The following is a 22,461-nucleotide window of genomic DNA, read 5'->3' as shown; positions in this document are numbered from 1 at the left end:
TGTGTAATCTTGTGTGTATCAGCCAGCCTGTTTGCTGCCTGCCTCCGTCAATACGGTCTCGCCCTCGGCTACTACAGTAATGGCGCCTTTCTCTCCGGCTACTTTCGCCCCCTCAGCGATCTCGCAGTTCTGCGCGACGATCGCGTAGTCGACGACAGCATTATCACGGATGACCGTCGACGGCATGATGACCGAGTTCGTGACCTTCGCGCCTTTGCCGATGCGCACGCCCGGGAAGATGACCGAGTTCTCGACCTCGCCCAAGACCATCGACCCCTCACTGATCATCGAGTTCTTGACCTTGGCATTCGGGCCTACATAATGCGGCGGCATGGACGGGTTGCAGGAGCAGATCTTCCAGTCGCCGTTGATCTCAAACGGCGGCACATCCTGCAAGAGATCCATGTTTGCCTGCCAGAGGCTCTCGATCGTCCCGACATCCTTCCAATAGCCATCAAAGGCATAGGAGTACAGACGTGCCTTGTCGGCCAGCATCTTCGGGATGATGTTCTTGCCGAAGTCATGGCTGCTCGTCTCATCCTTGGCATCGTCTTCGAGATACTTCTTGAGGAAGCTCTTATTGAAGATGTAAATGCCCATCGAAGCCAGATTGCTCTTCGGTTTCGCCGGTTTCTCCTCGAATTCTTCGATGCGTCCATCTTTATTCGTGTTCATGATACCAAAGCGCGGAGCCTCGTCCCAAGGAACCTCAATGACACCGATCGTAGCCTCGGCCTTGTTCATCTTGTGCGCCTCAAGCATCCACGAATAATCCATCGTGTAGATGTGGTCGCCAGACAGAATCAGTACATACTCCGGGTCTGCCAGATCGATGAAGTTGAGGTTCTGATAGATGGCATCAGCCGTACCGCGATACCAGTCAGCACCCTTCTCGCGTGCATACGGCGGCAGGATGAAGATGCCACCCTCTTTCTTATCCAGATCCCAGGCGCTGCCCGAAGCCAGATAGTTATGCAGTTCCAGTGGACGGTACTGCGTCAGTACGCCTACCTTATCAATGCCGGAATTCGCACAGTTGCTCAACGGAAAATCAATGATACGGTATTTGCCACCGAACGGCACAGCCGGTTTTGCGATTTTCTTCGTCAACGCCCCCAGCCGGCTACCCTGACCGCCAGCCAGAATCATTGCTAAGCATTCTGTCTTTCTCATAAAAAATCCCCCTTGGATGTGTAGAAAGCAAATTCCCCTTTTTTATGATTGCTTTCCATATATGTATCTATAAAAACAGATTTCTCTGTTTATATACATGAATATCCATTTTCAACGCAAAACCATAATTTTCCATCAAAAACGTTCTTCTTTCTCAAGCTGCCCGCGAGAGATTTCCACATCTGCTGCCCCACGGCAAACTCGCAGCCCTTGAGAAAATCAATTTATAATCTAGTAAATTCGCCAAAATTTTTCTTTTTCCTGCTTCAAAAGAAAAAAATTACCATAAATTTTATTTTTTATTTGATAAGTATAAAATATGATATTGTGTGCAAAAAAAGGACGCTTTTATGACATAAAATCATAAAAACGTCCAAACCAACGCGCCAACGAACAGCGCGATGCTGAATCCCCGCATGGCATTGCTGACTGCCTTGCCATGTTCCCCGAAAAACAACGGCGCCAGCGGCCGCATCTCATGTACCAGGAACGATACGCAGATCATGATCAGCGGGCCGTCGTCTGTCACCCACTCGTAGAGCAGGATGAAGGCGACAATGACAATGGCCAGCAGCTCGCCACGGGCATAGCCGGTTTTCTTCGGCTGCAACGCCTCATCATGGACCGCACGGCTGACAGGATTGCCAAACTCATCCGTACGGTCCTCTTCACGGACAAACCAACGGTAGCGCATGCCAGCCCTCCTCTAATCTCAATACAGTTCCGCAGTATCTTCGACCAGGCCATCGAGCATATTATACAAGCTGCGGCCCGGGCAATCCGTCGAGTTGTACTCGCGGTGTCCCTTGATGTGCTCGCGGTCGGGATTGATGCCATAGAAGCGACAGAGAGCAGCCAGCAGCTTGGCTGCAGACTTCATCTGCGCCGATGTCGGCACGGCCTCCATGAAGTTGCCGACCACATTGACGCCAATCGTGTGCCAGTTATGCTGATAGCAATGTGCCCCGAGCATATCCATCGGCCGCCCGCGCTCGATCGTGCCATCCTTGCGGATGAGGAAATGGTAGCCGATTCCCGACCAGCCATTGTTCAGATGCCACTGATGGACTTCCTCTGCCGATACGTCACGGTTGGTACCGCCGATGTGATGGAGGACAATGCCATCCGTCGTCGTGCGGTTCTCCAGCGAGCGGAACTGCAGATCCGTCTCGCGGATTGGCAGCCCCAGCTTGGCATCGCGCCTGACGCCGCTGCCATCTGCATTCCAAGCCGCCTCTGCCCGTGCCTGTGGCCAAAGCTCCTGCGTCAGGACAGCGCCAGCCCCCATGCATATGATGTTTTTCAAGAAATCCCTGCGATTCATGTATATCTACCTTACTTTTTTACAATAACAGTCCTTATTTTAATCCCCCATTCTGAAAAAAGGCGGTAAGTCCTAAAATCATGCCTGAACAGGGCGCAGCTGCCAGCTGCCATCACCAGCCAGATGAAGCTCCGTATCATGCTGGGCAAACAAAGTCGAACGATGGCCAACACTTACAATGCTCACCTGTGGCAGCTCCCGCTTGATGAGCGCATACATCTCCTGCTCTCGCGGCTCATCAAGCGCCGAGCTCGCCTCATCGAGGAAAATCCAATCGGGCTTTACGAGCAGCACCCGGGCAAAGGCCAGACGCTGCTGTTCGCCCAGTGACAAAATGCGGCTCCAATCATCAATATCATCAAGACGGCTGGCAAATTTCGCCAAGCCGACCAATTCCAGCACTTCCTGCAGCCGCTCTGGGTTACCTTCGGTCGTCAACGGATAGTAAAGCGCACGCCGCAAACTGCCCAGCGGCAGATACGGCCGCTGAGGCAGGAACAGGATGCGGCTGCCCGCCGGAAACGTAATCCCGCCCTTGCCATAGGGCCAGATGCCAGCCAGCGTCCGCAAGAGCGTACTCTTGCCGCAGCCCGAAGCCCCTGTTACCAATACGCGGCTGCCACTCGGCAGTGCCAATGTGCAGTCCTGCAGCAACACGCGCTCATCCGGCAGCTGCACATGCAAAGCCGTAAGCGAAAGTTCCTGACCTGCCTGTTCGCCACGCTGCACACCATTTTTGATGGCGCTGACTTCCTCGATATGCTCCGTAAAGCCAAGCAGTCGGCGAATCACAGCCAGCAGCTGCGCGATGGTATCGTAGGACGTGACAAAAAAAGACAGCGCATCCTGTACGCGGCCGAAAGCCGACACCGTCTGCATAAGCCCGCCCAGTGCCATACCACCCGCAAAGTACTGCGGTGCCGCCAGTACCAGCGGCACGATGATTGCCAGCTGGGCATAGCCATTGACGTAAAAATTCAATATCTTTGTCTGGCGCATGAGCTGCCAGTAATTCTTGATGACATGGGCAAAACGCTCTTTGAAGCCAATACCCTCAGACGATTCGCCGCGATAGAAAGCAACGCTCTCACTGTTCTCACGCACACGCATCATATTGAAACGGAAATCCGCCTCATACCGCTGCTGGTCGAAGTTCAAACGGATAAGCTTGCGGCCTGCAATATGCGCGCCGACAGTGCCCAGTACCGAATAGATGAGTGAAAACCAGAACATATAGCCATAGATGACAAATTCATGGCTGCCTAATGGCACCGTAAAAGCTCCTGACAGATTCCACAAGACGACGCCGAATGCCGCCAGCGTCGTAAACTGCTTGAGGAAGCCAATCAAAAGCTGCAGTGTCAAAAGCACAAACTGATTGATATCCTCACTGATTCGCTGATCGGGGTTATCGGTGTCGCTTTTCAAGACTTGCAAGCGATAATAAGATTGCTCGCGCAGCCACTTGGCCATGTAGTCATTGGTCAGCCAGGTACGCCAATTGATCTGGACCATCTGGCGCAGATAGATGGCGTAAACAGCAATAAAGATATGCAGGGAAGCCAGGCCCGTGAATTCGCCGACCAGCGGCCAAAAGCTATCTGCCTGATACTGCTGCAGGGCATTGTAGAATTCATTGAACCAGCTGTTAATGCAGACGAGCAAGTATACATCAAAAAAGTTCAGTCCAATGACAAAGGCCAATAATCCTCTGGCACGCCATTTATGCTCAGAATTCCAATAGCCGCGGAACAAGCGCCAAAAATCATACATAAATCTTCTTTTCACACCGTTCACATCCTCTTCTATAATAGGCTAAAAGGCCATTGTATTTTAGTATAGACGTTTCTCCAGTTTCCCGCAAGGCTTGATTATGATAGAATAGAAGTGGCCTTGGGCCATAACAACAGGAGGTTTGTACACGAATGATTCTATATATATTGGGCTTTACCGCCCTATTCTTGCTGTTTTTGCTCTACCGTTATCTGCCGAGCAAGAAAATTTTCTGCTACTTCTGCCTGACGCTCCTAGCCGCCGGCGGCATCGTCTACTTTCTCTGGCCGGCCAAAGAGCCTGCCCCAGCGGCCATAAGTGCTGAAGACCTGAACTACCAGCTTGAGCAGCAGCAGATATTCGCCGCCTGGTATGCTGGCTATCAGCGTGACATCAGCGAACTTGACCGCAACTGGCAATGGTACCATCAGATCCTCGAAAGCTTCAAAGAGGACTCCATCAGCATCCAGACGACTTACGTCCGGCTTAAGCAGCTCGACCAGGACAGCTTGCAGCTGCGTGACCGCATCAGCCATAATGCACCGCCAGTCACGCTCAACGACGGCTGCTACGACCTGCTGATCGAAGTCATGAAAAAGACCACCAGCTATGCCGACGCGCAGTATCGTACCATCGCGCTCACCAAGGCAGCTGCCGATCCGGCCAACCTGCGCTCCAACGATCAAACCGAACAGAGCCGCATGCTCCAATCAATCATGATCCGCGAATCGCCAGCCGGTCTCTACACAGCCAAAGAGATTGCCACCATCCGCGACTACCTCGACGTACAGGAAGATACATCTCCTGCCCAAAAGCAGTAACTGCATATGGATACAAAAATCCCCCGTAAACCAGATTGTCCATCCAGTTTACGGGGGATTTGCTATCCAATGAACCTTGCCTTATGTTTTTTATATCAATGCGCTGCCCGCGCTAAGGCCGCGCGGCGTTTTGCCCGCAGATGATACCACGCCATCGGCAGCACCAGCATCGGGATGCCGGCAAACAGGGCTTCCTGCAGCTCTGGCGTAAAAATCATGACCACCAGGCAGAAGACCTGTGCCCAGATGCCAAACAGCGTGACATACGGGAACAACGGTGTCTTGTAGCGCAGCGTGTCCACCTTGCCCTCAGCCATCAGCTGCTTGCGGAAACGATACTGGCTCCAGCAGATGGAAATCCAGGCAATCGCACCGGTAAAACCTGAAACAGCCAGCAAATAGGTGTAAATCACAGAATCCGGATTGAATGCATAGAGCAGGATAACCGCCCAGCAGGCACAGATGGAAACGAGGATGGCCCGCGATGGCATGCCATTGTCGTTGAGCTTGCCCAAAGCCTTGGGAGCCATATCAAGCTTTGCCAGCGCATGCATCGCCCGTGCCGCGCCATAGAGACCCGAATTCGAGCACGAAATGGCCGCCGTCAAGATGACAAACGCAAAGAACGCACCAAACCCCGTAAAGCCATACTGATTGACTGCTGCGGCAAATACGCTCTCTTCCAGCGTTGCCTTGTCCCAGGGCAAAATCGAAATCAGCAGCAAAATCGGAATGATATAGAGCGCAATGATGCGCCACGTCACATTGCGGACAGCAGTTGGAATGCTCTTAGCCGGGTCCTTGCATTCGCCTGCGGCCAGGCCGATGATTTCCGTTCCCTGGAAATTGACCAGGATGATGACCATCGTCAGCACGATAGCCCAGTAGCCATTCGGTGCAAAACCACCGCTGCCCAGGAGCACGCTGGTGCCGATATAGCCCTGATCGCCGATGAGGCCAAGGCAGATGAGCCCAGCCACGATACTGAAGGCCACGAGAGCAACAATCTTGATGAGTGCCAGCCACGACTCGCTCTCGCCGAACTTATCGACATGAAACAGATTGATACAGGTCACGATCAGACTGAAGAGCACCGCCCACCAAAGCTGACTGACCATCGGCAAGAAATTATTCATGATGATTCCCGCGGCGATCATCTCCGAGGGAACATACGCGACCCAGGTGATCCAATAGGCCCAGCCTACGCCGCACGCCCAGGTTGAAGAGATATGCTCCTGCGCATAATTGACGAATGACCCCGATATCGGCTTTTCGACGGCCAGCTCCGCCAGGCAGAGCATCACGCAGAGCACGATGAGACCGCCTAAAAGATACGCCAGTATCGACGCTGGCCCGGCCTTTTCGAGGACATACCCCGTACCGAGGAAGTAGCCACTGCCGATGACTCCGCCCAGCGAAATCAGCTGCAAGTGCCTGTTCTTCAACCCTCTGTTCATTTTCGATTCGTTCATGACCTTACTAACACAACCTTCCCAGTACCGCTGCCTGTTTGTGATTTGTATAGCATCTGCCATCCGCGGCACTTCATTTATTACTTCCTAAAGGATACTACAAACGCCAGGGAAATACTATAGGCTAAGAAAAGTTTTATAAAATAAATTTCCCGTTCCGCCGTCACAGATATTACGCTATAATAAAGCAAGACAATTCCTGCCAAGAGGTGAAACTATGAACGCATACCGAACCATCCAGGAGACCGATGACTCCATCGAGACGCTCTATGAGATACAGAAGTCGAAATTCATCACACATCTGCGCCATGTCGACACCGAAGAAGAAGCCCGCGCCTTCATCCAGTCGATGAAGAAGAAATACTTCGACGCACGCCATAACTGCTCGGCCTATGTGCTCGGCGAGGGCGCCGACAAGCAGAAATCCAACGACGACGGTGAGCCCGGCGGCACGGCCGGCAATCCGATACTCGAAGCCATCAAGAAAAACGAGCTCACGAATATCGTCGTCGTCGTCACGCGCTACTTCGGGGGCATCAAGCTCGGCGCAGGCGGACTGATACGCGCCTACAGCCACGCGGCCGTGCTCGGCATCGAGGCCGCCACGGTGCTCGCGATGACTCCCTTCCAGCAGCTCGATGTGGCCGTGGGCTACGACCTGCTCGCCACCGTCGAGCACTGGATGCGCCAACATGAAATCCGCAGCCTCGAAGCCGACTATGCAGATAACGTCAGCCTGCACCTGCTCATCGAGCCTGCTGCCATCGAACATGTACAGGCAGAGCTTACCGACCTCACGGCCGGGCGCGCAAGTATCACCCCCGGCGATGAGCAGCTCATCGCCATTCCCGCCTCGTAAATACCGCCAACGACAAAAGAGGTGTTGCCCGCAAAAACCTTGGGCAACACCTCTTATTTTATAACATCTTATCCTGCTGAGCTGACAGTTCCCTATCAGACGCCAAGCCATACATGGCCTGTGCCTCGGGGCTGATACTTACCGTATACGCCTCACCAAAGAAATGATCGCTCGCCACATCTTTGATTTGGTCTTCTACCTGTTTCAGCTGTCCACTCAGATCGCTGATTTTCTCCGCATTCGCATCCGCACTGATACGGTCGAGCTCAGCAATCTGTGAACGATAATTGAATTTCTGCGCTCTGAGTGTCTCCAAGCTGCCATCGTTTCCTTCCGGACTAGCGACACCTGCTTTTCCCATGAGATAGGGCGAAATCCGATCCGTGGGATTGTAGAGCACATTGGGAATCGATACGACTTCCATATACTCACCTCATTCCTACCATAACCCTATCTTTATTATACCGAAAAAAAAGGCCCGCTGAAATAGGCCTTTCTTCCTCATATCATTAAATTCAGATTATTTTTTCACCATGGTAGGTCTCACCGGCAATGTCCGGCTTGACGCCATAATCGATGGCCCACTCGCATTTATATTTGATGGCCTGCGCATGGATGCTTGCCAGCCTGTCCTGCGTGCGCACCACCTTGCCCGGCACGCCGACCACTAGCGAGTTCGGCGGGATCACATCATTCTCACGGACCAACGCTCCCGCCGCAATGATGGAGCCACGGCCAATCTTCGCTCCAGTCAACACCGTAGCATTCATGCCGATGAGCACATGATCTTCGATCTCGCAGCCATGCACGACAGCACCATGACCGATTGTCACATAGTCGCCGATGATGCACGGATGATCGTCAGCCACATGCAGGCAGGCCAGGTCCTGCACATTCGAGCACTCACCGACCGAGATATAGTTCACATCCCCGCGCGCCACGACCCCCGGCCAAAGACTTGCAAACCGCGCAACCCGCACATCGCCAGCCACGAATACCTGCGGCGCGACAAACGCTTCCTCATCAATCTGCGGGCGGATGCCCTTGAACACATTATCTTTAAGCGTATACATAGAAACACTCCTTTGACCGGTCAAAATAAAAGAGCCTCGCCATTGTCCTCAAACTGCGAAGCCCTTTTATACAAGGAACGTTGTCTTCAACTACGACCCTTGTAAATCGTAATTGAGAAAACGATTACGAGTGGGATGCAGCTCATACGTCCGCCTATCCCTGCGCATATCATAGCACCACACCAAGAAAAAAGCAAGCGCTTTCCCTATTTTTTGCTCGTCTTTTATCTTTTTCTTTCTTTTTATGCCGCTTTTAGAACAATTTACCGCGCACATTGCCGGTGAAAAGCTCAATCTCATGGATGAATTCCTTCCACTGCTCAGGCATCTCCTTGCCTCGCAGCGTGTAACTGCCGCTGTCCTCTGTGCCATCGTGCCAGATGAGCTTCCATTCCACCTGCGGCAGATAGTCATCGGCGATCGTATCCGACTGCGCGCTGAACCGCGCCGCCTGCGCTGCAATGCGCTCCAGCAGCAGCGGCACATTGCGCACCGAGTCGAACGCATGGCGCTCCGTGCCCAGCCCCTGCTTATGGCGCGTGAATACCACGATATGCTTGCCACGATTGATGATCAGCTTCTCCACCAGCTGGATCTGCTTCTGCTTCGGCAGATAGATGCTGCCACCGCTGTTCTCGATTGTATCATGCAGGATAAGCGACACCTGCTCCAGCTGGCGCACCTTGTGGATCTCGACCCCGGGCAGCCGGTTCATGAGATCGACAAACGCAGCCCAGCTGCCAGGATATGCCTGATCGCCCACGATGCGACGCATGCCGATCTTCGAATCCTTGAACGCCAGCCGCCACAGATGATGCTGCTCCGGCGGCGTCTCCGGCTGGTAGCTCGCCCGCCAGGACTCCAGATGCAGCTTCTCCAGATGGCGCAGCCAGCGGCGGCCACCCTCCAGCACCTGCATCTTCGCCGTATCGCCTTCCTCACCATGCGTGACACGGTAATACAATTGACGCTCCTTCACGAGCAGTTCCACTTTCAGCGGATATTCTTCCATCTCAAAAGTCAGTTTTTCCAGCAATCCTACCTTTGCCTCCCATCATCCCCAAGTTTCGTCCTCTACTACCATCATACGCATAGGAACTGTTTCCGTCAAGGAATATCCTCTACATAAACCTCTTCCGTCAGCCTGCAGCTGACACCTTCCCCAAAGGGGAAGGCGATACCACAAGAAGTCCACGCTCTCTGCCAGCGTGGACTTCTTGCCCTGGTATAGAAATGTACTTATTTTTTCAGGCTCTCGCCATTGCTGGCTATGACATCTTTGTACCACCAGAAGGATTTCTTGCGGTAGCGCGCCAGCGTGCCTGAACCGTCGTCATGGCGATCGACGTAGATGAAACCATAGCGTTTGGCCAGCTGTGCTGTCGATGCACTGACAAGGTCAATGCATCCCCAGGTCGTATAGCCCATGACTGGCACGCCATCTTCGATGGCTTCGCCGACCTGCACGAGATGGTCATTCAAATACGCGATGCGGTAATCGTCGTTGACCGTCTTGCCCCCCTTGCCATCATCAACGAGCTCGTCTTTCGCCCCGAGCCCATTCTCGACAATGAACAACGGTTTCTGCCAACGGTTATAGAATCGGTTGAGCACAAAGCGGAGCCCCTGCGGGTCAATCTGCCAGCCCCATTCGGATTCCTGCAGATAGGGATTCTTTACACCACCGATGAGATTCCCTTCGCCCTTGGTCTTGGATTTATCCGCCGTTTCACAAATGCTGACATAGTAGCTGAATGAAACAAAATCTACTGTATGTTCTTTCAGCAAGGCCAGTTCTTCGGGCGTGGTCTTTATCGTAATGCCATTTTCCCGGAAATAACGCTTCATATAGCCGGGATAAACACCGCGGACATGCATATCGCCAAAGAAATCATTGAGATTATTGGCCTGCATGGCAGCAATCACATCATCCGGCTTTGGCGTCAAGGGATAAGTCGGCATAGACAGGACCATGCAGCCAATCTGCGCCTGCGGATCGATCTCATGCCCAATCTTCGTAGCCAGTGCCGAAGCCACGAGCTCATGATGGCATGCCTGATAAAGGTCGGACTTGCTGAGCTCTGCCAACGGCGTCATAATGCCGCCACTCATGAGCGGCGCATGGAGCACGGAGTTGATTTCGTTGAAGGTCAGCCAGTATTTCACCTTATCTTTATACCGCGCGAATATCGTGCGTACATAGCGCTCATAGAAGCCTATGAGATCGTGGCTTATCCAGCCATTGTATTCCTTTGCCAGATGCAGCGGCGTCTCATAATGGGAAATCGTCACGAGAGGTTCGATGCCATATTTATGGCACTCGTCAAACAGGTCATCGTAGAATTGCAGGCCCTTTTCGTTGGGCTCTGCATCATCGCCATGCGGATAGATGCGGCTCCAGGCAATCGAGGTGCGGAACACCTTGAACCCCATCTCGGCAAAGAGCTTCACATCCTCCTTGTAGCGATGATAGAAGTCGATGCCGACAAGTTTCATATTGTCGGCGGTCGGCTCGGCCGTCGGCGCCCCCTTGATGCCGCGCGGCATGATATCCTGGATATCGATGCCCTTGCCATCTTCGTTGTACGCACCTTCGCACTGATTGGCAGCTACCGCGCCGCCCCATAAAAAATCCTTAGGAAAAGCCATTGTGCAAAACTCCTTTATGCGATTACCGTCAGAAGATTTTCTTCTTCTTTGATTTCCTGCCCCGTGACCGTGACGATATCCATATACTGATCCGTATTCGTGACGAGCACCGGCGTCGTGACATCATAACCCGCCGCCCGGATAGCTGCTGCATCGAACTCGATAAGCGTCTGCCCAGCCTTCACATGCTCACCCTGCTTGACCTTAGCCGTGAAATGCTGGCCCTCCAGCTTTACCGTATCCATGCCGATATGGATGAGCAGCTCCGTGCCCTTGTCGGTGATCAGACCGATCGCATGAGCCGTCGGGAACAGCGTCATGACCGTGCAGTCGGCCGGAGCGACCACGCGGCCATCCGACGGGTCGATGGCGATGCCCTTGCCGAGGACGCCCGTGGCGAACGCCTCGTCAGCCACATCTTCCAAAGCAACCAGCAAACCAGCCAGCGGTGCCTTGATGACCTCACGCTCCGCCGTCCGGCCGTCTTTTTCCTCGATGACCGTCAGCTTTTCCGCTGCCGCAGCCGGCTTGGCATCCTTATAGAGGACTGCCGTGACGATAAGGCCAAAGGCAAACGAGACAGCCGAGGCGATCATGCCGCCATACATACCGGAAAGATCTCCCGTCTGCGTGTCGATGAAGGTCGGATAGCCAAAGATGCCAAGACCGCCGAACATGAACAACTTGACGGACAGCAGGGCCATCAGCGCACCGCCGATAGCACCACCGATGCAGGAAATGATGAAGTATTTCTTACGGGGCAGCGTGACGCCATAGATGCATGGCTCCGTAACACCGAAGATGCCCGAGATGAAGGCCGGCAGGGAAAGACTTTTTAATTTTGCATCCTTTGTACGCAGGAAAATGCCGAGGACAACACCAATCTGCGCAAACGAACAGCCAAAATACGTAACGACAAGCGGATCGAAGCCATATACCGTGATGTTGTTGATCATGATGGGGATAAGGCCCCAATGCAGGCCGAACATGACGAAGACCTGCCAGAAAGCACCGATGAACAGTCCCGCAATGGCTGGGCTGACGTTGTAGATAGCCATAGCTGCGGCGCCGACGATCTGGCCAGCCCAGGTTGCCACCGGGCCAATGACCATGAAGGTCAGCGGCACCACAATCAGTATGGTGAAGAACGGCGTCAAGAAGCTCTTGAGCATGGTGGACATGACCTTCGCCACTGCCTTTTCCACCTTGGCACCGAACCATACGGCCACGATGATGGGAATGACGCTGGAAGCGTAATTCATCAGGATCACAGGCAGGCCCAGCAGTTCCATATGAATGGCCGACTGGAAAATCGTGCCGTCAAAGAGGGTGTACAGCGTTTCCCCCTTCATGATGGCAGAAACCGTGGGATAAACCAATGCCGCGCCGATAGCCATACCCGTGAATTCGTTCATCTTGAACTTCCGGGCTGCCGTAAGGCCAAGGAAAATCGGCAGGAAATAGAAGAACATATCCCCTAGGATATTGAGCATCTGAGCCATGCCGCTCTTGGCGTCCACCAGCCCCACGGCCATAAAGAGCGCCGTGAAGCCCTTGATCATGCCGGTTGCCACCAGCACGCTGAGTACCGGCTGGAACACGCCGGAAATCAAATCAATGAACCGGTCCAGGGGGCTGAGGTTCTTATCCTCTTCTTCCTCACCGCCCTTAGGAGCGTTGCCGGCGATTCCCGACACTTCCAGCACCGTATCATAGACATCGGCCACTTCATTGCCGATGACCACCTGATACTGCCCGCCGCTCTGGATGACGGTCACGACACCTTCGCGAGCCTTCAGATACTCCGTATCTGCCTTGCTCTCGTCCTTGAGCTTGAACCGCAGCCGCGTGATGCAGTGGGCCAAGCTGATGACATTTGTCTCGCCACCCACGTGACGGACAATGTCTTTTGCTAGTTCTTCATACTTCTTCATCATGAATCCCTCCAAAATTAAACAACTTTGAAGGTTTGGCCAACCTAATGTAACCATCCTAAACATAAAAAAAAAGCGTGGATCAACCGTGAGAACAGAAAAAGCCCTCAAGGTTTGGCCGCTCGCGCGTAACCATCCCGCTTAACTCGATTACAATAATAACAAATCAGCGAAGAAATGTCAATAAAATCCTCACCGTTTTCTTTAGCGATACGATAAATCCATGTGGAAAAAGAGAGGCTATGAAATAACCTCCCTCTTTTTTCCTGCCTTTATTTACGCTTCTGCGCGGCCATCCACTGGAAGAGTTTTACAGTCTTGCCTCCAATGGTATCCTCGCATTCATCGTTATAGACGTAGATCCAGGACCAGTGGCCCATGTACTCATACGGAGTGCCATCGGCTTTCTTATACTTGCCGCTGGTGTCCACCACCTTGTCAAAGAAGCTGAAATGCACATCGGCACCAGCCTTTTTGAGCCGTGCTACCGTCGGTACTGCATAGTCCTTGGGCGGCAGCACCGTATCGGTCTTGGCCGCCGTGAACCATATCGGCGTCTTGGCGATATTCTTGAGATCCTTATCGGAAATCAGGCTGTCCTTGAGCCCTTCGCAGGTCGGGAAGGCCGCAGCAAAAAACCCTGGATTGTCGCGCACGAGCAGCATGGTCATATAACCGCCGTTGGAATCCCCGCCGACGTAAATGCGGTTCTCGTCCACATGGGGATGCTTGGCCACATAGGCCTTGATGCATTCCATCAGCGACTCGGAATAGATGGATGTGCCATCGGCAAAGCCCTTATAGCCATGCATCCAATAGGTTCTGGCCTGCGGAGCCAGCACATAGGCACCGCCAAAGTATTTCTGGATGGATGCATCGGCAAACTGGGTAGCCTTATTGCCCATAATGGGCAGGGACGGGGAATTCCCCCCTTCTCCCATGCCATGGAGCCAGATAATCAAGGGCTTTTTCTCGTCCTTATTCTTCAGCTCCGGCTCATAGCTGGCATAGGGGAAGGAGTTGCGCACCACCAGTTCATGGTTGTAGTGGAACTTATCAGCCTGCGGACGGATATCCCCCTGATTGTTGTCCACCACCAGCTTTCTGCCATCGGTGATGGTATAGTGGGGCTTCACCCAGTTGTTCAACATGGTATGCAGATCGAAGTTCAGCGCAGCCCCCAGCGTGTCCGTGGGGCTTACGGCCATTTCCAAGGTCACATATCCGCCACTTTCCACGGGATTGCCCTTAGCATCCGATACATAGGCCTTCGTTACCTGACGGTCACCCTCCAGATCTTTGTCCGAAGTCGATTCCGCCCCTAAAGAAATCGTCGCCCCCTGCTTTTCCCGCATGGCTTCGGCAGGAGTGATGGCCCCTTCGGCCAATTCCCGGCGCACATGTACCTTGAAGGTTCCCGTATTCACTTCGCTAGCCTTGACCGTGCGGCCCAGATCCACGATGACCTTGGACACGGACGGTCCCCAGTCAAAGGTTTCCGTCACGGTCTTATAGGACGGCTGCTGCGCCGGCACGGCCGCCAATGAAGCAGGCGTCCCCAACGCGAATACACCGGCGGCCATGACACCGCAAAGACTCAAACGTATCATCTGCTGAAGCTGTTTCCTAGTCATATCTTTCTCCCCCTCATAAAACCATTGCTCAACGTTTCAAAACCGGCACATCGTATTTAGCCGTGCGGCCATCCTTGATGACGCCCTTCCAGTTGAGGCCATAGGCGAAGTCATAGCTGTGGCCCTCGCTGTCCTTATAGCACTCCATATCGCGCGGGACATCCTCGCACTGCCCCTCGACCGTCACCATATCCTTCGGCTGCTGCATCGGCAGCAGGCCCTGCGGCTCAGCCTTGCCCGTCACGATGTCGAAATACGCAGCATCGCTTACACCATAACCGACAACGATTGCATCAGACAGCGGCTCTATCTCACTGAAAATCATGGGCTTCAACGCATGAACCATCGTGATGACCGGCATTTTCTTGCCAGATTTTTCCGCACATTCGCGGCCGTATTTGACGCTGTCAAGGTCTGTCGCATTCGTGATGCGGGCTGTGCGGCCAAAGTAGCTGCGGTTCTCCCCCTCATCGTGGGCGATGGACTGGCGGCGGACAGCAGCCGAATCAGCCGTATACTTGCCATACTGCAGCGACAGCGGGATAAAATTGCCCTGTTCATCGCAGCCTAATCCATCAAACTGGTTGCCCGCATTCGTCGGATTGTCGATGACTGCCAGCACCATATCGGCTTTCGCGGCCTCAGCCGGTGCCAGCCGCTTGATATCCGTGACAGCAGCCATCGGCCTGCCATCGCGGTCAACAGCTGTGAGCTCTCCCACCGTATCGGTAACAACATGGAAATACTCTTCTGCCGTCTTTAAATCCACAGGCAGGCTCCACTTAGCCGGTGTATACGTATGGAAGGTCTTGTTCTCCGCAGCCGGGCGGTAAATCATCGGAATGTAGACCGTCGGCTTGGCAGTCCCGGCCACTGCCTTATGGATTACACGGTCCTTGTTCTTGAGCATGACGATGGACTTTAATTGTGCAGCATAGCCCTTCGCCTTGTCCTGCGGATTACCGACCTCACGCACGGTCCTTGCCACATCAAGGTACGGATTCTCGAACAGGCCTATCTGGAAGATATTGCGCAGCAGACGCACTGCCGACTGCTGAAAGCGCGCGTCCATGAAAGCCTTGCCGTGTTCCTTGACGCCCATTGCATAGGCAGCAAGCACCGGCTGCTTGTCATTGTTGCCGCCGAACTGGTCGACACCAGCCATCAAAGCCTTATAGTGACGCACGACCTCATTATCGTGCTCAACACCCCAGGCCGTCGAAATGCCCTTGCCCACTTCCTTCGGGATATCATGCGTGACACACCAGTCCGTGCAGATGACGCCATCGTAATGGTACTTATCGCGCAGCAGGCCGATCTTGAACTTGCTGAAGGCACTGCCGACTTTCTCGCCCAGTGAGCCATCATCGCTCCAGGCGATCGAATACGAGCTCATGACCGCACTCGGCATCTTCGTCTTGCCCGCGAGTCTGAGGCCGCCTTCCACGAAGGGAATCAGCTGTGCGTTGAACTGCCCGCCTGGATAGACCGCGTACTTGCCGTACTTCGAATGCGCCTCACGGCCTCCTTCGCCAACACCGTCACCTGGCCAATGCTTCATCATCGCATTGACGCTGTACTTGCCCCAGCCCATGTCCTTGCCATTCACGATAGTCGACTGCACGCCGTCCATCATCGCCTGGGCCATGTCGCGGGACAGGGCCGGATCTTCGCCGAAGGTGCCATAGTAACGCGTCCAGCGCGGGTCGGTCGCCAAATCGATTTGCGGCGAAAGCCCCGTGCCGATGCCGAGCAGGCGGTATTCCTTCGAGGAAATCTCGCCAAACTCCTTGGCAATCGACGGGTCAAAGGTCGCCGCGATGCCAAGATTGCTGGGCCAGCGCGATACGCCCCCCGTCACATCCTTGAGATACACACCGTTGCCGCGGGCATCGCTGCGCGGATCTGAGCTCGTGTTGGCGGGGATGGCAAAGGGCAAGCTTTCCGCATAGGCCTGCATGGCGTTATTCCACTTGGCCGTAACCTCATTGCTGGCCGTGCTGTCAGCATTGAGCACCGTACGCACATGGTCGTCCCGCAGCATCTTCCGCTGTTCGTCGTTGAGCTCTGGTTTGAGATTGCGCTGATGCATGCTGTAAAGCATCAGGCCGGCAATATCCTCCGTGCTGAGCTGGCGCGCCAAATCCTCCGCCCGCTCCTGGGGCGTCAGCCGCCAGTCCTCATAGCGGTCCAGCTTGCCATTGCGGTTCATGTCCTTGAAAGCCTTGCCATCGACAGTCAGTATCTTTACGCCAGAATCCGGCATAAAGCCCAGCTCAGCACCATCCTTGTTCTGGATCAGCGCATAGCCATCGGCCGTCTTGGTCTCTGTATACTCCACTGCCGAAGCTGCCTGCACCTGTGTACCAGCCATCGCCAGCATCAGGGCCACGGCCAAAGCTGCATTGCGTTTCTTATTCATGATTGGATTCCCCCTATCCCCTTAGAAGAACAACTGCGCCTGGAAGCGATAAAGATCCGAGCGTTTATCCGTATCGATTTCACGGCCCCAGGTGTAGAATGTGTCGAGCATGATGTTCTTGGCCGGCACGTAATTCACACCGAGGCGGATGAATTTCTCGTTGAGCCCGCACCAATCCGTGACCGTCGGCCAGGAAAGCGCTGGCTCATAGCGATAGGTTGCCGTGATGCCATAGGAGCCCGGCTTACTAAGATCTGCACCCTTGTACTGGACCTGCAGCCAGCGGCCCGGCTGTTTCGTTTTGGTACCCTCATCCGGATTGCTGCTGTCCCGTTTGGCATTGCTGTTGATAAGGCCAGCGCATACCTGCCAGTTCTTGTCGAAGACATGATGTCCATGGACGAAGTAGTAGAGGACACGGCCCTGATCCGGATCTTGATAACGGCTGGCCATAGCCGAACTCGAGGAGAGACCGAAGTTGATGTCGTTCTTGTCATCAAACGGATAGAAGAAACGCAGGCTCGTGACCTGTTCATCCTCGCGATTGCCGCCCATTGCATAGTCCCAAAGATCCATCTTGCCCGTCGTGAAGAAGGTCTTGAATTTCTTCTTGCCCTGGACGAGCTGGATGCCGGCGAAGTCGCAATCGATGTCCATGCCCCAGCCATAGATGTTCCACTCGTTCCATTTGCCGACCTTGACGTCAAGGCCCAGCTTCGGGAAGCGGCCCGTGACATACGGATCGATCGTGACGCCTGCATGGTCCTCATCGGGCGATATGCTCTTGCTGTCCTTGTTCAGCGCGCTGAAAGTGCCACGATAGCCCACATCCGCATGCGCCTGCCAATCCTCATTGATCTTATAGGTCGAGTTGACCGCAATATGGACCATATTGGCCCGCGTCGAGCGTGCCGTACCGCCCGCTCCATTGTCCTTCAGGTAATGGTCATTGCGCAGGCGCGCATAGCCGCTGATGGAAAGCTTGTCTGCCAGTGCTGCCGCTTTCTTGAGTCCTTCCCTCTCCTCCGGCGTGAACGACGCTTCACCCTTTCCGCTCGTTTCGCTCATGTCCATGGCATCGAGCTTGGCCAGCATACGGGCCTTCTTGATGTCATAGTAATACGCCTCATTGAGCTTCTTGAGCTCGGCCTGCTGGGCCTCGGTCATCGCCGCCTGATTCTGCATGGCGGCATCGACGATCATGGCCATCTCCATACGGCTCATGATGCGGCCCTCAGGAATCGCCAGCGTATAGTCCGGCACAACGCCGGCAGCAATCAAATCATTGACCGCGCCATAGGACCAGTCATTTACCGGCACTTCTGCCAGAAAACCATTGGCAGCGGCCTCGCCAGTCACACCATTGCCCAGTGCCAGCGCTGCCGCGACGACAGCTGCCCCAAACGTTCTCCTGCTTTGCTTCGTCCAATTTTTCATCTGTCTTCCTCCAAAATTTGAATTTCATGATACTCACTACATTAAATCTTGAAGGTTTGGCCAACTTAATGTCACCATCCAGCGGGGATTACCTGCTGCTTCCGTGTCACCTCTCTCTGCGCTTAAGCCTTGCCTGCGCTCTCCCCTAAAAGTTCCGGCTCAGCCCTTGCCTTTATTTATATAGGACAGGATTACTCCTGGCTTTTGCGGATAATCTTAGCGATATGGATCATCAGATAGAACTGCTCATCGCCGCTTACCGCATAGCGGTACTTGCGCGCCAGGAAGGCTGCAATCTTCTCGACACATTCATGGGCGCGCTGGTATTTCTTCTGTACCATCGCTTCCATCTCTTCGTCCACGTCGTCCTGCGGCGGATTCACTCCACTGAACATCCGCTGCGCAAAGAATTTCAGATGTGTGACAAAGCGGTAATAGGGCAGGGAATCCTTGTCTAACTCGATGCCGCAGGTCCGCCGCACGATGTTGGATATCTCCTCGATGAGGTGGAGGATCTTGTCGGCCATCGGCTGCTTGAGATCCAGCTGCGCGTCGATGAGATGCATGGCGATGAAGCCAGCCTCATCCTCGGGCATATCGACGTCAAACTGCGCATCGATCATCATCACGGCTTTCTCCGCCAGGGCAAATTCCTGCGGATAGAAGCGCCGTGTCTCCCAAATATACCACGCCCCATAGCCACAACTTCGCAGCCATCCTCATCGCTAGTCACGATCACGTTATTGTTCAATATCTTTTTTATCAGCACGTCAAATTCCCCCAAGAGCCCTACGCCAGACAAAACAAAAAGGCAAAACAGTATAGCAATCCCCATTGCTAGATCTGTCTTGCCTTATCCATACCTATCATACTGAATCCCTCCAAAAATAGCACACGTATTTTCGAAGGTTTGGCCAACTTAATGTCACCATCCATACCACGGTCAAAAAATACAAAGTAATTCCAAACTAGAACCAAGTATATCACAGTCCACCAGCCTTGTCAAAATTTATTCTATAATGATTCTCAAGCCTTCTGCTCAACGGAACCGGTTGGGCCGCGGATGGAACAGATGCCAGCCGTAATACAGGGCACTGAACCGCAGGCCGACCACAATCACAAAACAGAGCCAGGCCATGCCTGGCAGGCCGATATACGGATAGAGCAGGCATGAGATCAGCGCGCCCACCAGTGAGGCCGTCGCATAGATGTCCTTATAGAGCACCACCGGCATACGCTGGGCCATGATGTCGCGCAGGATGCCGCCGCCCACGGCCGTGATGACGCCGAGCAGCACCGGCAGCAGATACGGATTGCCATTTTCGTGGGACAGCCCCGTGAGCATGCCCGTGATCGTGAAGGACGCCAGCCCGATCGTATCGCAGATATTGTAGAGCCATATGATATGGCGCTTGCCGCGATGCGAAACCCAGCCGGCTGAATACAGCCAGCTGACAAGCGCCGCAGTCAACATCGCGAGGACAAAATCCGTGATATTGCAAAGCGTCACCGGCGGCGTGATGCCCGCCAGCACATCGCGCACCATGCCGCCGCCCACAGCGGTCAGCAGGGCCAGCACGATCACGCCGAACACATCCATGCGCTTCTCGATAGCCACCATTGCTCCCGATACAGCAAACGCAATAGTGCCCATGATATCAAAAATCTCCCAAGTCAAACTCTCCAAAATCCTGCCATCCTCTCGCTTTTATCTCCCCACTATCGTACCGCAGCGGCTCCGCCGCCGTCAATACAGCCGGCAACTCTGCTGGTAAAAAACCGAAATATTCCTTGCGCTCTGCTGCTTTCGCAGCAGGATTTCATCCCTTTTTAACGAATACGTAAATATGCTTGTTAGGAAACGATCACTAGACAAATTGAAAGAGGGATACGTATGGGATTAAAACAAAAATTCATGATACTATCTGGTATCATGGGCCTGCTGATGGCAGCCGTCTCAATCATCGGTTACTTCATGGCCAGCAGCGATCTGCAAAAAAGCGTCGACAGTGAGCTGCGGGCCACCGTTTCGCGTGAAGCCATGACACTTGACGGCTGGCTGCGCGAAAAACGTGCCTTCGGCGAAGCCACGACCAACTACATGACCAGCCTCAACGGCAATTACGATGTCATGCACAACAAGGAAACGCTGGGCACGACGATTTCCGATAAGGAAATCCTCGAAATGACCGGTGGTACCGAAGACGGCTGGTGGATGGGCTTCTACACCGGCGACAAGACCGGCAAGCGCGACCCGCGCGAACGCCCCTGGTATAAAGAAGCAAAAGCGCAGGACAAAGTGTTATTCACGGATGCCTATATCGCGGCCAGCACCGGCAAGCTGGTCGTATCCGTAGCCGCACCTGTCAAGGCTGATGGCAAATTCATCGGCGCTACCTGCGTCGATATCGCACTGGATGCCCTGGCAGAGCAAGCCAACAAGATGAAATACCACGGCGAAGGCGCAGGTATCATCATGGAAAAAAGCGGCAACATCCTCGCCACCTCCGGTGCTGGCGAGCAAATGAAGAGCTTCAAAGATATCGACGGTCTTGGCAGCCATTTCGACGAAATGGTCAAGAACGGCGAGGGGTATTTCGAAGCGACGATTAATGGCGAGTCAAAAGTCTTTGCCTACCAGACCGTGCCCTCCACCGGTTGGATCATGGGCATTTCGGTGCCGACTTCCTTCGTCTTTGCCTCGCTTAGCCACCTGCGGCTGGTATTTGGCATCCTTACCATCATCGGTTTGCTGCTGGTCTCTCTGATCTGCCGCAGCTTCGCCCTGCGCATCACCGAGCCTGTGAGCAAGCTCGAATCTCATGCCTCGCAGATGGCCGAAGGCAATCTGGCCATCGATTCCCTGCCGGTAGAGTCGTCCGACGAAATCGGCTCGCTGACAAAGGCCTTCAACACCATGAGCACCAATCTGCGCAAGCTCATCGCTCAGATGGCAACAACAAGCGAGCAGGTCGCAGCTTCGTCGGAGGAGCTCACAGCCAACGCGCAGCAATCGGCTGACGCCTCCGTGCATGTAGCGGAAACCGTCGGCGAAGTTTCCATCAGTATGGAAAAGCAGCTTAGCGATATCGACGGTGCCAAGAAGAACGTCGATGAGGTCTATGCCGATGTGTCGGCCATGGCCGACAAGGCCCGCACAGTCACCGAAACCTCGACCCAGACGGCCGAAGCCGCCCAGAAGGGTTCCCAGCTCATGGAAAACGCCGTGAAGCGCATGGGCAACATCGAGCAGAGCGTCATGGCCTCGGCAGAAGTCGTCCAGAAACTCGGCGAGAACAGCAACCAGATTGGCCAGATTGTCGAGGCCATCTCCTCGATTGCCGAGCAGACCAACCTGCTGTCGCTCAACGCCGCCATCGAGGCTGCACGCGCAGGCGAGCATGGCCGCGGCTTTGCCGTCGTCGCAGAAGAGGTACGCAAGCTGGCTTCCGAGTCGCAGGAATCAGCAGAGCAGATCAAGGCACGCATCGCCTCCATCCAGAATGATACCTACGAAGCTGTCAAAGCCATGCAGAACGGCAAGGACGAAGTCCAGTCCGGCACGATGGCCATCCGCGAAGTCGGCGAGCAGTTCGAGGGTATCCTCACGATGGTCAACGGCATCAAGACCCAGATGGATGAGATCAACCGCTCGGTAGAAACCGTTGCCCAGGGCACCGGCAACATCGTCAACGCTGTCGACTCCATCGACACCATCAGCCGCAAGACCTCGGAGAATACCCAGACCATATCGGCAGCCACCGAAGAGCAATCCGCCTCGAACGAAGAGATTGCCGCTGCCTCCCAGGCCCTGGCTCATATGGCTACTGACATGCAGACAGCCATCGGCAGATTCAAGATCTGATATGGCCTTCCATCAATGACAGAAA

Annotated in this window: 19 protein-coding genes; 3 read left to right on the top strand and 16 right to left on the bottom strand. The window is 54.1% G+C overall.

Features of this window, described 5'->3' with window-relative positions; all coding sequences use genetic code 11:
* Nucleotides 1-18 precede the first annotated feature (18 nt).
* The 4 genes from FZ041_RS01110 to FZ041_RS01095 form a co-directional block, all read right to left on the bottom strand.
* The gene (locus tag FZ041_RS01110; protein WP_075442233.1) at nt 19-1,173 is read right to left on the bottom strand and encodes a glucose-1-phosphate adenylyltransferase; all 1,155 of its coding nucleotides are present in this window, start codon (nt 1,171-1,173) and stop codon (nt 19-21) included.
* A gap of 361 nt (nt 1,174-1,534) precedes the next feature.
* Nucleotides 1,535-1,867: a hypothetical protein gene (locus FZ041_RS01105; protein WP_149188258.1), complete on the bottom strand. Its 333-nt coding sequence runs from the start codon at nt 1,865-1,867 to the stop codon at nt 1,535-1,537.
* A gap of 18 nt (nt 1,868-1,885) precedes the next feature.
* Nucleotides 1,886-2,479 carry a peptidoglycan recognition protein family protein gene (locus FZ041_RS01100; protein WP_255449188.1) on the bottom strand — a complete coding sequence of 198 codons (594 nt, stop codon included), beginning with the start codon at nt 2,477-2,479 and terminating at the stop codon, nt 1,886-1,888.
* Nucleotides 2,480-2,575: 96 nt separating this feature from the next.
* The gene (locus FZ041_RS01095) at nt 2,576-4,270 is read right to left on the bottom strand and encodes an ABC transporter ATP-binding protein/permease (protein ID WP_149188327.1); all 1,695 of its coding nucleotides are present in this window, start codon (nt 4,268-4,270) and stop codon (nt 2,576-2,578) included.
* 152 nt (nt 4,271-4,422) lie between these two features.
* On the opposite strand from FZ041_RS01095, the gene FZ041_RS01090 reads away from it, so the two are divergent.
* Nucleotides 4,423-5,091, top strand: coding sequence for a hypothetical protein (locus FZ041_RS01090; protein WP_149188256.1), 669 nt, complete (start codon nt 4,423-4,425; stop codon nt 5,089-5,091).
* 95 nt (nt 5,092-5,186) lie between these two features.
* Here FZ041_RS01090 and FZ041_RS01085 read toward each other — a convergent pair whose 3' ends face one another.
* A complete protein-coding gene (locus FZ041_RS01085; protein ID WP_149188255.1) occupies nt 5,187-6,563 on the bottom strand; it encodes an amino acid permease in 1,377 nt (458 codons plus the stop codon).
* Nucleotides 6,564-6,780: 217 nt separating this feature from the next.
* Between FZ041_RS01085 and FZ041_RS01080 the strand changes: the two genes are divergently transcribed.
* The gene (locus FZ041_RS01080) at nt 6,781-7,422 is read left to right on the top strand and encodes a YigZ family protein (RefSeq protein WP_149188254.1); all 642 of its coding nucleotides are present in this window, start codon (nt 6,781-6,783) and stop codon (nt 7,420-7,422) included.
* A gap of 58 nt (nt 7,423-7,480) precedes the next feature.
* Here the strand turns inward: FZ041_RS01080 and FZ041_RS01075 are convergent, their stop codons facing one another.
* The 11 genes from FZ041_RS01075 to FZ041_RS01030 form a co-directional block, all read right to left on the bottom strand.
* On the bottom strand, nt 7,481-7,846 hold the full coding sequence (locus FZ041_RS01075; protein ID WP_149188253.1) for a hypothetical protein: 366 nt from the start codon (nt 7,844-7,846) through the stop codon (nt 7,481-7,483).
* A 91-nt stretch (nt 7,847-7,937) separates the two neighbouring features.
* The gene (locus tag FZ041_RS01070; protein ID WP_149188252.1) at nt 7,938-8,495 is read right to left on the bottom strand and encodes a gamma carbonic anhydrase family protein; all 558 of its coding nucleotides are present in this window, start codon (nt 8,493-8,495) and stop codon (nt 7,938-7,940) included.
* Nucleotides 8,496-8,748: 253 nt separating this feature from the next.
* Nucleotides 8,749-9,531: a hypothetical protein gene (locus tag FZ041_RS01065; protein WP_149188251.1), complete on the bottom strand. Its 783-nt coding sequence runs from the start codon at nt 9,529-9,531 to the stop codon at nt 8,749-8,751.
* A 203-nt stretch (nt 9,532-9,734) separates the two neighbouring features.
* Entirely contained in the window at nt 9,735-11,144 is a 1,410-nt protein-coding gene (locus FZ041_RS01060; RefSeq protein ID WP_149188250.1) for a glycoside hydrolase family 1 protein, read from the bottom strand.
* 14 nt (nt 11,145-11,158) lie between these two features.
* Complete coding sequence (locus tag FZ041_RS01055; protein ID WP_149188249.1) at nt 11,159-13,081, bottom strand: beta-glucoside-specific PTS transporter subunit IIABC; 1,923 nt, start codon at nt 13,079-13,081, stop codon at nt 11,159-11,161.
* Between the two features lie 269 nt (nt 13,082-13,350).
* Nucleotides 13,351-14,712: a prolyl oligopeptidase family serine peptidase gene (locus FZ041_RS01050; protein WP_149188248.1), complete on the bottom strand. Its 1,362-nt coding sequence runs from the start codon at nt 14,710-14,712 to the stop codon at nt 13,351-13,353.
* Between the two features lie 28 nt (nt 14,713-14,740).
* Nucleotides 14,741-17,134 (bottom strand): glycoside hydrolase family 3 protein, encoded by a 2,394-nt coding sequence (locus FZ041_RS01045; protein WP_149188247.1) that lies wholly within the window; start codon nt 17,132-17,134, stop codon nt 14,741-14,743.
* Nucleotides 17,135-17,155: 21 nt separating this feature from the next.
* Entirely contained in the window at nt 17,156-18,571 is a 1,416-nt protein-coding gene (locus FZ041_RS01040; protein ID WP_149188246.1) for a TonB-dependent receptor, read from the bottom strand.
* Nucleotides 18,572-18,762: 191 nt separating this feature from the next.
* Entirely contained in the window at nt 18,763-19,254 is a 492-nt protein-coding gene (locus FZ041_RS01035; protein ID WP_439653957.1) for a BglG family transcription antiterminator, read from the bottom strand.
* Nucleotides 19,197-19,406, bottom strand: coding sequence for a CAT RNA binding domain-containing protein (locus FZ041_RS14675; protein WP_255449186.1), 210 nt, complete (start codon nt 19,404-19,406; stop codon nt 19,197-19,199). The genes FZ041_RS01035 and FZ041_RS14675 overlap by 58 nt, the downstream gene beginning before the upstream one ends.
* 204 nt (nt 19,407-19,610) lie before the next feature.
* Nucleotides 19,611-20,258, bottom strand: coding sequence for a trimeric intracellular cation channel family protein (locus FZ041_RS01030; RefSeq protein ID WP_255449185.1), 648 nt, complete (start codon nt 20,256-20,258; stop codon nt 19,611-19,613).
* Nucleotides 20,259-20,465: 207 nt separating this feature from the next.
* Here FZ041_RS01030 and FZ041_RS01025 point away from each other — a divergent pair, with 207 nt between their 5' ends.
* A complete protein-coding gene (locus FZ041_RS01025; RefSeq protein ID WP_149188245.1) occupies nt 20,466-22,436 on the top strand; it encodes a methyl-accepting chemotaxis protein in 1,971 nt (656 codons plus the stop codon).
* The last annotated feature ends 25 nt before the right edge of the window (nt 22,437-22,461 follow it).

The sequence above is a fragment of the Pseudoselenomonas caprae genome, from assembly GCF_008271345.1.
In the GTDB taxonomy this organism is placed as follows: domain Bacteria; phylum Bacillota; class Negativicutes; order Selenomonadales; family Selenomonadaceae; genus Selenomonas_A; species Selenomonas_A caprae.
The sequence above is the reverse complement of the archived record's forward strand: the minus strand, read 5'-3'. Positions and strand labels throughout refer to the sequence as shown.